The sequence below is a fragment of the Stieleria magnilauensis genome, from assembly GCA_007753675.1.
GTDB classification, from domain to species: Bacteria; Planctomycetota; Planctomycetia; order Pirellulales; family Pirellulaceae; genus Stieleria; species Stieleria magnilauensis.
The window spans coordinates 5731755-5744789 of the sequence record CP036432.1 but is presented as its reverse complement, the minus strand read 5'-3'; the positions used below and the strand labels follow the sequence as shown (position 1 = coordinate 5744789).

Sequence of the window (13035 nt, the reverse complement as noted above, 5' to 3'; positions counted from 1 at the left end):
TCGCGGACAAGGCAACGAGTCCGCGAGCTTATTTCCACCGGTAGTGGATGAGGCGACGAATCCCGCCTTCTGGGACTCGTCGCCTCGTCCACTACCTTCTGAATCATCAGGAGATTTTTGAAACATGTTCCGTAAGCGAAAGAAGGCCGCAAGCACGCGCATCGAAGTACGCGAAGTCCTGCGCGGATGCGAAGCTGGCCGACTGCAAAGTGTCGGCTACATGCAGGTCATCCCGCTCGTCAGCGATTTGAACGACGATCGATTTGTCTCGCCGGTCCAGTGTGACGCGGACGTGTACACGACCAGCTACGGAACACTCGGTTTCCGCAACACGAGCGATTCAGTGATGATCGTTCCGTGCCACGCGGGCTATGTCGTGAAGCAGCACGCACAGGACCATGCGATGGCGCACGCCGGCGTGGTCGCTGCTGCGGGCGATCGCCGCTACGACACCGCGGCCTGCATCCAGGCATCGCAAGGTGGATTCATCCAGAAGGGTTCGTACCGAATGCTGATCCTGCCGCACGCGTTGCGTGAGCAGGCACTGCGGAAGCGGTCGGAAAAGAACTACCAGAAGCTGTGGGACGACATCTCGGTGTTCAACCAGCGATTCGGAGTGACCGGCCAAGGTCACCTCGAGTATTTCTTAAAGGCATTCAAGAAGGAACTGGACGAGTTCGTCGCCGAGTTCGAGTGCGTTCCGCGGCAAGTCGGAGCGATTGTCCTGATCGACGACCGCGTCGTCGGCATCGAGCGGGCGCCGTCGCACGCGTACTGGCAAAGCATCTGGCCAAGCCTGATTCGCGAGTGCTACGGATCGCTGGCGATTGAAGCAGCAAAGGCAAACGGAGACCGTCCACCGGACCGATCACCGCGAGTCCAATTGCCGGTCGAGATCGCATCGCTCGACGAGCTAGAATCGTTGATCGCCGAGATCGCTTCGCAAGAAGACGAACGAGCGCGTTCGACGGTCCGCGAGCTACTCGGCGAACCGCTCGACTTGCAGTACGAAGAAACAGTGTCTGACCGACGGGTCGGGGCCGAGGTGACCATCGACACCGCCACCTCAGAGCACTTCACCGGCCAAGTGATCCGCGAAGGCGACAAGATCGTCTACGCATCACTGCCAGCCACCAGTGCCTTCGTCAAGAGCCAGGAATGGACGCGAGCCGAACCGTTCGCGATCTGAGCGGCCCTGGTCAGTCATTTGAAGTACAGCGCCCGCGTCGGAGCAATCCAACGCGGGCGTAATTTTATGAAAGCCGCGGGACGGAATCGTAGGGGCCACTCTCTTGCGACACGCGTCCGGTCATTGGCCGTCACACGCGTAAAGTGCGCCGCTTGGGATCTGGTGTAGTGGACGTTCAAACGTCGCTATTCCATAATTGTTGAAAAGTACACTGCACAATCACGGTCAATCGTCTTACAAGCGAGCTCGGATGCGCATGGCGAATTCGCCGTTTCTTGAGATACCTTCAGAGGACTGGATCGCTTCGAACGATCAGGCGTTCGCGGTTTTCGATGGCTTCCCGGTGAGCGTCGGGCACTCACTGGTCATCACTCGACGAGTCGTGCCGACTTGGTTTGACGCGACAGCGGATGAACAATCTGCGTTAATGGATCTCGTTAACGTCGTCAAACGAAAGCTTGACGAAACTCTGCAGCCGAAACCTGATGGGTACAACGTCGGCTTCAATGCTGGTGATGCGGCGGGTCAAACTGTCCCTCATCTCCACATCCATGTGATTCCGAGATACACAGGCGATGTGGATGACCCACGGGGTGGTGTTCGACATGTGATTCCTAGGGAGGGGAATTACTTGAAGGACGCTCCCGCCGAACCGGCGGGCGGAAACGCGAAATTTGCGCCCACCTTGAGCGTCGGATACCCTCACTCGCCGCTGTGGGAACAACTGTCGTGGAGGATTGCAGGCGCCCACGCCGTTGACGCACTGGCGTCGTTCGTTCAGTCATCGGGGCTTGCGGTCATCGAAGAACAACTGTTCGAGGCGCTGCGGAGTGGAGCTCGAGTACGAATCCTTGTAAGCGACTATCTTTATATTTCCGCCCCGAAAGCACTTCGGACGTTGGTCGGTTGGTGTGAGCTGGCGGCGGAGGAGTTTGACAACGAACGGTTGCAAGTTCGACTAATCGAGACGGCGAAGCTTCCGACTGAACCGGAGTCGTTTCACCCCAAGGCGTGGCGGATTATCGAGGGGTCTCGCGACTTTATTTCCGTCGGAAGTAGCAACCTGTCGAAAGCTGCGCTGGTCAGCGGTGTTGAATGGAATCTGTTGTCGGCCTCCACAACTTCTGAACCGTCTCACCTTCAATTCTCTGCGGCATTCGACTCGCTATGGCAGGTCGCTTCGCCATTGACGGCGGCGCTTGTCGAGTCCTACGCAGAGTCAGCTGCGAAGTATCGTCAGAAGCATTTCCTTCCGGAGGCTGACGATGTTCAAGAAATCCCTGATCCGCGGCCTTGGCAAGTCGATGCCTTGGCTTCGTTGGCGCGTGTTCGAGAGGCGGGCCACAGCCGGGCGTTGGTCGCGGTGGCAACAGGAATGGGCAAAACGTGGTTAGCAGCTTTCGACGCTTGCCAGTTCGGAGAGGAAATCGGGCGACGCCCAAGGGTTCTGATCATTGCCCATCGGGCTCATATTCTTGCCCAGGCCGAAGCGGTCCTCTCGCGTCTGCTCGATCATCGATTCGAGTCCAGCTCAACCGCTTGGTACATCGGCAATCAAAGTGATCTGTCCAGTGAACTAGTGGTCGCGTCGATTCAGAAACTCTCCCGGCCGGAAGGGGTTCAGCGACTCGCCGAGCAACACTTTGACTACGTGATCATGGATGAGGTGCATCACGCCCAGGCACCAAGTTACCGCCGCGTGCTCGCGAAGCTTGACTGTGACTTTGCACTTGGTTTGACAGCGACCCCAGAACGTACTGACGGCGTCGACGTTGCGACCATCTTTGATGACAACTTGGCTTATCACGCCAGCATTGGTGAAGGAATCGCCGAGGAGGCTCTCGTTCCCTTCCACTATGTTGGCATCAAAGACACGGTCGACTTCCGGCAGATCCCTTGGCGAAACGGACGATTTGACCTTGCCGAACTGGAGCAGCGAGTTGCCCGCAGCGAACGGATGGATCGGCTGTGGTCGACCATGGAAAAACACCCTGCCGATCGAACATTATTGTTTTGCTGTTCGCGCCGGCACGCAGTATTTGCGAGAGACTGGCTTGCGTCACACGGCGTCTCCGCAGCGGCGGTTTTTTCTGGCGATGGGAGCGATCCCTACGGCGACTCCCTTGAGCGTCTTCGGACCGGCAACTTGCAGGCGTTATGTGTCGTCGACATGTTCAATGAAGGACTCGACATCCCGGCGGTGGATCGCGTCGTAATGCTACGACCGACCGAGTCAAAGGTCATCTTTCTTCAACAGCTGGGGCGCGGCCTGCGTGCCAGTGAAGGGAAGAGTCGTTTGTTGGTGATTGACTTCGTTGGCAATCACCGCATCTTTGCTCAGCGGATCATCCACCTGCTTTCGTCCCTGCCCAGCCGGTTCCCGCGAAGGACGATTGCTACTTGTTCAAGTCAACACGCAGACCGATCCAGAAGACGGCGGCCGGTATGTCGTCAAGCGATATCATTCCGTCAAGCAAACAACCGAAGATGGTTGGCAACATCAGACGATTCAGCTCCAGCCGCTCAATAAGGATTTCCAGCCAATTGAAATATTCAGTGAGCAGACGGACGACATCCGAGTGGTCGGTGAATTCATCTGTGTGATCGAACCAGTCGAGCAATAGGGATGATTTTATGACTGATTTCACCGACGCTATTTTCGCAATCACCGACTGGTCGCCGGAACGCAGGTTTCTTGGACCTTTTCGATCCGTCGTCTCAATGTCGTAAGAAGTTAGCGAGGATCAGACGGTTGACCAATCGAATCAACGTGCTGTTCGTCTGCAGCAAGAATCAGTGGCGAAGCCCAACGGCTGAAGCGGTCTATCGTGACGACACGCGGGTGTCGGTTCGATCTCGAGGAACCACGCGGGCTGCGAGGCAGACCGTTCGAGCTGTCGATCTCGCTTGGGCAGATCTGGTGCTCGTGATGGAGGACAAACATCGCCATCGATTGCTCGCGGACTATCCCGGCGAGACCAAATTCTTGCCCATCAAAGTCCTGCACATTCCGGACGACTACCAGTTCATGGATCCAGAATTGGTCGAACTAATACGCGGCGCTGCCGAGCCGATCATCGACGAGGCAATTACAAAGGCTTGAAGACAACGAGCGTATGGTCTTCTCCATCAAGCTCTGCGCTGATGATCGCCTTGATCGTGTCCCAATCACCACCGGCCAATCCGGCACCGAGCATCGGGTAGCCGATTCGCCCGCCCGCAAAATCGTCTTTGATCTTCCGAAACACTTGCCGGATGGCGTCGTAGTCGGCTTTGATGCCTGGGCCGCGGTAGTTGAACTGCGTGTAGGCGTTCACTACGGTGAGTCGGCGGTCGCCAATCGATACCTCGATTGACGAATAGGTGCCCAGTTTGTCGCGACTACCTTTCTCGGTCGCCAGATCCGCGTCGTAGGCGGTGGGGTATTGGTCACGGATCGCCTTGGCAATGCCAGCTCCCATGGTGCAGAAACAGTTGCAACCATGGATGATCACGTCGAAGTGGCCTTGGCTGGCGAGTTTCAGTAAGTCGCCTTCAATGCATTTCACGATTCACTCTCCCTGATCGCGTAATTGGACACGGCATCCACGATGGCGTTTGCTCATCGAAGTCAGGTGGCCCATCGAGCCACCAATCATCGCGTGACTCAACGATGCGATGCCCAACGTCATTGATCGCTGCCCGCAGCCGTGTGTGGGAATTTGGGAACACTTCGGATTCGAGAATCCCGACTATCGATGTCACAGTTTGTCTCGCCACCTAACAAATAATTCAGAAGAACCCCAAAACGCCCGCGACGGGTTTCTCCGCCGCGAGCGTTGTGCAATCACAGGTAGTGGACGAGGCGAAGAGTCCCGGCGTTCTGGATTCGTCGCCTCATCCACTACCTGAAAGTTCTGGATTCGTCGCCTCATCCACTACCTGAAAGTTGATTCTAGCCGACCACGCGTGTCACCACGCCCGATCCGACGGTCTTGCCGCCTTCACGGATGGCGAAGCGGTCACCGTCAGCGACCGCGATCGGTTGCTTCAGCGTGACTTTCAACTGCACGCCGTCGCCAGGCATCGCCATGTCGACTCCACCCAGCACGTTCGCGCTGCCGGTCACGTTCGTGGTTCGGAAAAAGAACTGCGGAGCATAGCCGTCAAAGAACGGCGTGTGCCGGCCTCCTTCCTCTTTCTTCAACACGTACACTTCAGCCTCGAATTCGCGATGCGGAGTCAACGTTCCCGCCTTCGCCAAAACTTGACCTTTGGTGATCTCATCGTGAGCCGTCTTGCGAAGCAGTACACCGACGTTTTCACCAGCGCCTCCGACCTCCAACACCTCGCCGAATGATTCCACTTGCGTGATCACGTCTGTCGCGGTCGCGGATTTCAGTCCGAGGATCTCGACGCTGTCGCCGGCGCGAACCATTCCCTGCTCAATCTTTCCAGTCACGACGGTGCCGCGGCCGGCGATCGAGTAGACGTTTTCAATCGGCATCAAAAACGGCTTGTCGATCAAGCGAACAGGATCAGGAATCCAGCGGTCCAGAGCATCCAGCAGCAGCTCAATGCACTCGATTGCCTGAGGATTCGTGGGGGCATCATGAGCCTGCTTGGCCGAGCCGCGAATGACCGGAGTCGCTTCGCCGTCGTAGCCGTGCTCGCTGAGCAACTCACGCAAGTCCAGTTCGACCAGCTCGAGCAATTCGGCGTCTTCGACCAAGTCGCATTTGTTCATGAACACGACCAAGTGTGGCACGCCAACTTGTCGGGCCAGCAACAGGTGTTCGCGAGTCTGCGGCATCGGACCATCCGCCGCAGACACCAGCAACACCGCGCCGTCCATTTGAGCCGCACCAGTGATCATGTTCTTGATGTAGTCGGCGTGACCAGGGCAGTCGATGTGTGCGTAGCTGCGACCAGCAGTCTCGTACTTCACGTGCGAAGCGATCACGGTCACGGTCTTGTTCTTGTCACGAACAATACCGCCTTTGGCGATCGACTCGTACGACTTGTACTTGGCCAGTCCCTTCACCGATTGCACGCGCAACAGGGCCGAGGTCAGTGTCGTTTTGCCGTGGTCGATGTGACCGATCGTACCGACATTGACCGAAACCTTTCCATTTCGCGTCATTTCGTTTTGAACCATAGCTCGCAAACTCCTTGGTAAAGAAAACGTTTCGCACCGATCGCCAGCGGCCGAGGTGAGCAGCCTCGGCAACCTTTTTGCCCTGCGTGGGCGCCAGATGAACGGAAACGAAGAAACAGGAAAACGCCGTCAATCACAAACCGGAAATCCACAAAAAAAGCCCGCCAAGTGAATCACCAGGCGGGCTTTGCGAATCGTTTTGGAATCAACATTCACTCACGACGCACCATCCCCGCCTCGCCGTCGAATGACGAGTCGGTTGTTGATGATGTTGATGTTGTGGTGAAAGTAGTCATTTGGTTTCCAGAATTGACGGACCGAAGCAGAGACACTGAAGTTCGCAAACGGTTCGCCTAAATTAGAAAACTTCCGGGTAGTGGACGAGGCGACGAGTCTCAGCAGGCGGGATTCGTCGCCTCATCCACTACCGCCAGGTAAGCTCAACGCAACCGTAGCGTGACGAGCAAATCATTCAGCTCATCCCGGGCCGACGGCATCTCGGGCAGCTCGGACGATTCGTAGGCCGACTCAAGCTCGGCTGTGAGTCGCTCGTATTCGCGGGTGTGGAATTCCAGATCGGCAGCTTGAAGGGTTCCCTTCTCTGGACCAGATCGCTTGCGGTCCACGAGCTCGTCGATGTATGAGAGCTTTGGTGTTTCGTTCAGCGCGATCAGGTTGGCCTCGACCTCGCCGGTGCGCATCAAGTGGATCCCGGTCAGCAGCACGCGGTAGACGTACAGCAGCGGCTTGACGCGTGGAGGTGATTCCTTCGAGAAAAGCTTCCACTGGGTCGCGGCAAATCCGAGATAGTGATGTGCGTGGTGACGCGTGATGCATTTTTTGGCGATCGACTTGAGTTCCTCGAGCTCGGGCGTGCTGTACACAACCAGCGGCGAGAAGATTTGCTCGAGCACATACCCGTTTCGCTTCAGCATCAACCGAAAGAACTTTTCTGCGTCATGCGTGACCAGATCGATTTCCAGGCCGTCGTAGATTCCCTCTTTTTCCACGGTTTGATCGCCTTCGTCGAGTCCGACGACGGTCTCCAGCGGCAGCATGTGAACGCCGCGTAGATCGAAGTCGGAATCGGGCGAAGGGAATCCGTACAGGTGGGCACCGCTGATCGTGGCGAACAGCAGCGGGTACGGATGCGAATCCACGTGCTGCATCATCTTCATGTGATCAATCTTCATCGTAGTGGACGACGCGAGGAGTCCCGCGTGTTGAGTAGTGGGCGACGCGAGGAGTCCCGCGTGTGGAGTTGTGGACGACGCGAGGAGTCCCGCGTGTTGAGTCGTGGGCGACGCGAGGAGTCCTGCTTTTGGCAGTCTTGTTCATTTTGAAGGAATGTTGGAGGACTCGTCGCCTCGTCCACTACGGTAATGGCTTTTCCATTGCTCGTCGGCGGGCATCGACTAGGGATGCGTTAACGCATGAGGCGTAGTGGGCGACGCGAGGAGTCCCGCTTTTGGCAGTCTTGTTCATTTGAATGGATGTTGGAGGACTCGTCGCCTCGTCCACTACGGTAATGGCTCTTCCATTGCTCGTCGGCGGGCATCGGCTAAGGATGCGTTAACGCATGAGGCGTAGTGGGCGACGCGAGGAGTCGTGCTTTTGGCAGTCTTGTTCATTTGAAAGGAATGTTGGAGGACTCGTCGCCTCGTCCACTACGGTAATGGCTTTTCCATTGCTCGTCGGCGGGCATCGATCAGGAATGCGTTGGCACGCTCGTAATCGGGACGGTCCGGCAGTTTGGTTGTTTGGAATGCAGACTCAAAATCGCTTTGCAACTCCTTCCGCCACGAGTCTGCTTCGGCGAACGGCATTTCACCTCGTTTGATCGTCAGCAACTGGTCGCGATACTGGCCGACGTCCACCATCATCTCCCCCGTATGCAACACGTGGGTTCCCGACAGCAGCAGCCGAATCAAGTGCATCACGTGCTTCCACTTCACTCGTCCCTGGTTCCGGATGTCGGTTTGCATCTTCTTGAACTGCGATGCCACGTATCCGGAGAAAGTCTGGAAGACAAGCGTCGAGAGAAACGCAGAACGCATCGCGAGCAGTTCTTCGCCCAGCGGAGTCGCCGACTCAACGATTGGGGAATAGAGGCACTCGAGCACATTCGGGTTCGCCTTTAATGCGAGCACGATGAACTTCTGCAGTTCCCAATAAACTTCCTGAGTCTCGTCGTTCTCCAGTTGTTCCGGGACACCGTACAGCGACCAATGCAGGTCGGCCGTCGGCAGATAAATTCCACGGCGATCGGTATCCGATGCCTCGTCTTCCAGGCCATAGGCCCGCGATCCAATCACGCAGCGATAGATCACGCGATCGTACAGCCCTGAACTGGTTAGCGGTGCATCGCTATCGCGGATGCTGTTGGATTTGAACTCCGCCAGCCGAACGAGTTGGTCGTGATGAATCGGGGCCTCGAATCCGTCGCTGAACTTCACGCGGTACGCGTGGGTGCGATCGACTGGCGACCGAACTATCACACCGACAGCACCCGCCGGGTGCGCAATGCGGTCGTTCGCCGCCATGACGTCCTTCTGAGCGACGACTTGCGTGCCGACACTGTAGATAAGTGATTGTTCCGTCACCGAAGTTTCCTCACTGAAATGGATCTCGACAGATTCTCGACAAGATTCAGCCCATGACGTTCGCTACGGCAACGAGTCGGTAGTGGACGAGGCGACGAGTCCCGGCTTTCTACCACGGATTGGGACTCGTTGCCTCGTCCACTACAAAAACTTCGGTCATGGCGAACCAAAACACCGAGGCTCGTGTCCTGGCATGGTTTAGAGGAAGATTCTGCAGGGAGGAATTTAACATGACACTGAAACAACTCGCACAAGAAACGCTCGACCTGATCGGGGCGGGCGAATATCAAGCGGGCGGTCAGACCGTGAGGTTTGCCGAGCAGCAAGAATCGGCCGTCCTTGGCACGCGTCTCTACCGATCCGATGAAATCGCATCGATACCTGCGTCGCCAGCCGATGAGAATCAAAGGATTTGCGTGGTTGATGGGACGACTCAAGTCGTTGCCCAGACCTTGGCCGAAAGTGGCGACGTTGCTCTCTTGAACTTCGCGTCGGCTCGAAATCCTGGTGGCGGCTTTCTGAATGGTGCGAAGGCACAGGAAGAAGACCTCTGTCGCTGCAGCGGTTTGTATCCGTGTTTGATCCAGTGCATGGACTACTACGAAGCAAATCGTGCTCAATCGTCGCTGCTGTACACTGACCACGTGATCTTTAGTCCCTTGGTTCCGTTTTTTAAGACGCGCGGAACCGGTGGCTTGCTTGCGGAGCCGTTTTTCGTTTCGGTCATCACGGCACCGGCGCCGAACAGTGGCCCGTTCTTGAGAGAGAATCGAGAAGCTACCGAAGAACTCGAGCAAACATTCGAGCGGCGATGGCGAAATGTACTTCGCATCGCACGCGACCGGAGTGTGAAACGTCTGCTTCTGGGGGCGTGGGGATGCGGCGCTTTTGGAGGTGATCCCATGATGGCTTCACGTACGGCGAAACTGGCGATCGAGAGAGACGGGGGCGGAATCGACGAAATCGTTTTCGCAATCCCCAGGAAAGGACGGCAAAGCAAAGCCAATCTGGATGCGTTCCGCGAAGCCTTCAGCATTTCGAAATCACACAACCAGGAAAATTAGATGGCTAAAAAACTAGATCAGATTTTGGTGGTCGACGTTGAGTCGACGTGTTGGGATGGCCCGCCGCCGGAAGGCGAAGAAGGCGAAATCATCGAAATCGGTTTGTGCGTGGTCGATGTTGCCAAACTCGAGCGACTGAGCAAGCACAGCATTTTCGTCCGTCCCGAGCGATCGACGATCAGTCCGTTCTGTACGGAACTGACGACTTTGACGCCTGACATGTTCGCGTCCGCTGGCTCACTCCGCGACGCGGTCAAACGATTGAAACAAGAGTTTGACTCGAAAGATCGGCTGTGGGCCAGTTGGGGGGACTACGACCGACGCCAGTTCGAACGGGTTTGCAGGGCGGCAGGCGTCGGCTATCCCTTTGGGATCACCCACTTGAATGTCAAATCGCTATTCGCGGTTTCACTCGGCCTGAAACACGAGGTCGGTCTCGACGTCGCGTACGAGACGTTGGGCCTTCAGATGGAAGGCACCCATCACCGGGGAGACGACGACGCCTGGAACATCGCCGGAATTCTGTGCCGGTTGCTTGGAGCCGCGAGAGTTACGAAGCCATAGTTACAAGTTCGACGAATCCCGTTCGTCGGTCCGGGCGTGAACCGGGTCGGTAAGTATTGGGTGCATCAAACCATTCACGCCCGATGATCTCACGTGTTGCATCAAGACGATCCATCGTCCGTGGGCGTGCCAGAGTCCTGAAAAGTCTCGGCTATTCCGCTGGTTAACGACCGGCAGTGAACCCGAACCGGAGAGTATTCTTTCATGTTCCTGTCCGCAGACGCCTGATCGTGACGGAAGCGGAACGCGCAGATACGCTGATTTCTGGCATAAAAGCTGGTAGCTCTCTACCGAGCCCCGCTGAGAGCGTTTGGATCGGGGAGCTTTTTGAAAAACTACGGAACGAAGTATCGTCCAGTTAACGCCCGCAAGGCCCAATCCGGCCCGCGGGCGTTTCTCATTTTGGCCCCAATTTTCGCGGTGTCCGCGACTTCTCCCCGGCCGACTAGTCCTTGTCCTGGGTGGGCAAGATTCCCTGCTGAAATGGAGCCTGTCACTATTCCACGGTAGAATGTCACTTCGTCTCATTCTCTGTGTGCGAATGATGTAAATCGTAGCCCGCCATTCGTGAAGGTGTCTCTTCGTTCGATGCGATCCAAGTACCAGAAAAACACCGTGTGGTTTGTCGACGATCTGAAATCGATGGGATTGCTCGGTACCTGTCTGTTCCTGTTCTGTCTGTTTGCTGAAACGACGATCGGGGCAGCTCGACCGAACATCATTCTGGTGATGGCGGATGATTTGGGCTGGTCGGACATCGGCTGCTTCGGTGGTGAAATCCGCACGCCGCGTATTGACTCGTTGGCCCGGGAGGGACTGCGGTTCACGCAGTTTTACAACAATGCCGTCTGTGGTCCCACGCGGGCGTCACTCTTGACCGGGCTCTACTGTCAGCAAACTGGCCACCGAGGCGATCACTGGAATCAGCCCAAGGACTATTCCAAGTGCGTGTTGATTTCCGAACTGCTGCAAAACGCTGGCTACCACACCATGATGGTGGGCAAGTGGCAGGGTCGCGACCTGGCACTCGACCGTGGCTTCGATCGGTTTTTCGGTCCGATGTGCCAGGCCAAAATCAGCTACTTCCACGAAGTACAGCAGAACCCGTATTATCTCGATCGGGAAAGGTTCCAACTCCCCGAGGATTTCTATCTCACAGAGTCGCTCAACCACTATGCCGTGCAGTTCTTGAAAGAAGCGGTGACCACGGACAAACCTTTCTTTCTCTACGTGGCCCATATCGCTCCCCATTGGCCGTTGCATGCCCGTGAAAGCGACGTTGCCGCCTACCGCGAGCAATACCGTGATCATGGATGGGACGAATGTCGCAGCACGCGATTTGAATCTCAACAGAAATCGCAGCTCATCCCTTCCCACTGGAAACTCGCCCCGCGATCCCCGGATGTCAAGGATTGGAAGGACGACGCGAATCACGACTGGCAGGCCGAACGGATGGCCGTTTACGCCGCTCAGGTCAGCGCGATCGACGAAGGTCTGGGAGAACTACTGGATGTGGTCCAAGAGAGTGGGCAGGAGGAAAACACACTCGTCCTGTTTCTTTCCGACAACGGAGCGGCACCAGATGGTGGTCTTCGCCCATCGAAAAGTGGTTTTGGATTTTCCCCCCAGCAACCGAACGACAGTTGGCGACTGGACCAGGTTGCGATTCGCCCGGGAAGCGGCCCGGATAACCTTCCCGGACCGCCAGACACGTTTGCAGCCTACGGCTTGGCCTGGGCGACTCTCAGCAACACACCATTTCGCAGTACGAAACTCTCCGGTTACGAAGGTGGTATTCGCACCCCGTTGCTGGCGAGGTGGCCCGCCGTCATTTCCGGGGACCAAAAGAGCGACGATGCGGGGCATGTCATGGACCTGATGGCAACCTGCCTCGACATCGCCGACGTGAACTATCCCTCCGAGTTTCATGGTCGAATCCCCGTTCCCATCGAAGGCAAAAGTCTAAGGCCGGTATTCGAGGGTAAACCCCGCGAAGGACATGATGTACTCTGTTGGAGCGTGCCCCGACACCATGTCGTCCGTATGGGCAAGTGGAAAGCTATTCGTCCTCGTCAAGGTGGCGCCTGGCAACTCTTTGATTTGGAAGCGGATGGTACCGAGACAACCGATCTCGCCCAGCGTGAGCCCGATCGCGTGAAGCAACTGGCCCGGCAGTTTGAAATCTGGCGCCAGCGTGTGAAGGATCAGTAATGAAAGTACTCCGAAAATTCGCCATCACGTGTCTTGATTCAATGGTAAATGGAATGCTTGCTTCAGCGAGTTAAGCAGTGCGGCGACATCGCGCCGGTCGTTCTGGCGTCCTGCAAAGAAGGTTTTTCGCTTGATTGAAAAGCCGAAGAGAAGAGTGGCGTCACGCGGCCGGGCCGCCGCCCTTCGGCGTTCCGCTTGGAACGGCGCTCGTGGTGGTCCCCATCAGAGCTTTAGCCTCTGACCTGGCACCGGTAAACATCCGGCGTT

General features: G+C 56.6%; 10 protein-coding genes and 1 pseudogene. 7 read left to right on the top strand and 4 right to left on the bottom strand.

Going from position 1 to position 13035, the window contains the following annotated elements; genetic code table 11:
* The first annotated feature begins 124 nt into the window (after positions 1 to 124).
* The 4 genes and pseudogenes from TBK1r_RS20060 (at position 125) to TBK1r_RS20050 (ending at position 4292) form a co-directional block, all read left to right on the top strand.
* Entirely contained in the window at positions 125 to 1189 is a 1065-nt protein-coding gene (locus TBK1r_RS20060; RefSeq protein WP_145214575.1) for an ARPP-1 family domain-containing protein, read from the top strand.
* Between the two features lie 250 nt (positions 1190 to 1439).
* A pseudogene (locus tag TBK1r_RS38760) lies at positions 1440 to 1748 on the top strand (HIT family protein); the annotation flags it as partial.
* Between the two features lie 72 nt (positions 1749 to 1820).
* The gene (locus TBK1r_RS20055) at positions 1821 to 3719 is read left to right on the top strand and encodes a DEAD/DEAH box helicase family protein (protein ID WP_419581578.1); all 1899 of its coding nucleotides are present in this window, start codon (positions 1821 to 1823) and stop codon (positions 3717 to 3719) included.
* Between the two features lie 222 nt (positions 3720 to 3941).
* Positions 3942 to 4292, top strand: a complete 351-nt coding sequence (locus TBK1r_RS20050; protein WP_419580189.1) for a low molecular weight protein tyrosine phosphatase family protein — start codon at positions 3942 to 3944, stop codon at positions 4290 to 4292.
* On the opposite strand, the gene TBK1r_RS20045 is transcribed toward TBK1r_RS20050, so the two are convergent.
* From TBK1r_RS20045 to TBK1r_RS20030, 4 genes are all read right to left on the bottom strand, one after another.
* Positions 4279 to 4737 carry a macro domain-containing protein gene (locus tag TBK1r_RS20045; protein WP_145214569.1) on the bottom strand — a complete coding sequence of 153 codons (459 nt, stop codon included), beginning with the start codon at positions 4735 to 4737 and terminating at the stop codon, positions 4279 to 4281. The genes TBK1r_RS20050 and TBK1r_RS20045 overlap by 14 nt on opposite strands.
* A gap of 386 nt (positions 4738 to 5123) precedes the next feature.
* The gene (gene tuf / locus TBK1r_RS20040) at positions 5124 to 6326 is read right to left on the bottom strand and encodes an elongation factor Tu (protein WP_145214566.1); all 1203 of its coding nucleotides are present in this window, start codon (positions 6324 to 6326) and stop codon (positions 5124 to 5126) included.
* A gap of 440 nt (positions 6327 to 6766) precedes the next feature.
* Positions 6767 to 7519 (bottom strand): nucleotidyltransferase domain-containing protein, encoded by a 753-nt coding sequence (locus TBK1r_RS20035; protein ID WP_145214563.1) that lies wholly within the window; start codon positions 7517 to 7519, stop codon positions 6767 to 6769.
* A gap of 474 nt (positions 7520 to 7993) precedes the next feature.
* Positions 7994 to 8869, bottom strand: coding sequence for a nucleotidyltransferase domain-containing protein (locus tag TBK1r_RS20030; RefSeq protein WP_145222865.1), 876 nt, complete (start codon positions 8867 to 8869; stop codon positions 7994 to 7996).
* Positions 8870 to 9159: 290 nt separating this feature from the next.
* Here TBK1r_RS20030 and TBK1r_RS20025 point away from each other — a divergent pair, with 290 nt between their 5' ends.
* The 3 genes from TBK1r_RS20025 to TBK1r_RS20015 all read left to right on the top strand — a co-directional run bounded on the left by TBK1r_RS20025 (position 9160) and on the right by TBK1r_RS20015 (position 12768).
* Positions 9160 to 9993 carry a TIGR02452 family protein gene (locus TBK1r_RS20025; RefSeq protein ID WP_145214560.1) on the top strand — a complete coding sequence of 278 codons (834 nt, stop codon included), beginning with the start codon at positions 9160 to 9162 and terminating at the stop codon, positions 9991 to 9993.
* Positions 9994 to 10557: a 3'-5' exonuclease gene (locus TBK1r_RS20020; protein WP_145214557.1), complete on the top strand. Its 564-nt coding sequence runs from the start codon at positions 9994 to 9996 to the stop codon at positions 10555 to 10557.
* Between the two features lie 588 nt (positions 10558 to 11145).
* Positions 11146 to 12768 carry an arylsulfatase gene (locus tag TBK1r_RS20015; RefSeq protein WP_145214554.1) on the top strand — a complete coding sequence of 541 codons (1623 nt, stop codon included), beginning with the start codon at positions 11146 to 11148 and terminating at the stop codon, positions 12766 to 12768.
* The last annotated feature ends 267 nt before the right edge of the window (positions 12769 to 13035 follow it).

Coding starts and splice junctions, on each gene's coding strand:
- TBK1r_RS20060 (WP_145214575.1), top strand. CDS start 125: ATGTTCCGTAAGCGAAAGAAGGCCGCAAGCACGCGCATCGAAGTACGC.
- tuf (WP_145214566.1), bottom strand. CDS start 6,326: ATGGTTCAAAACGAAATGACGCGAAATGGAAAGGTTTCGGTCAATGTC.
- TBK1r_RS20035 (WP_145214563.1), bottom strand. CDS start 7,519: ATGAAGATTGATCACATGAAGATGATGCAGCACGTGGATTCGCATCCG.
- TBK1r_RS20030 (WP_145222865.1), bottom strand. CDS start 8,869: ATGGCGGCGAACGACCGCATTGCGCACCCGGCGGGTGCTGTCGGTGTG.
- TBK1r_RS20025 (WP_145214560.1), top strand. CDS start 9,160: ATGACACTGAAACAACTCGCACAAGAAACGCTCGACCTGATCGGGGCG.
- TBK1r_RS20020 (WP_145214557.1), top strand. CDS start 9,994: ATGGCTAAAAAACTAGATCAGATTTTGGTGGTCGACGTTGAGTCGACG.
- TBK1r_RS20015 (WP_145214554.1), top strand. CDS start 11,146: ATGCGATCCAAGTACCAGAAAAACACCGTGTGGTTTGTCGACGATCTG.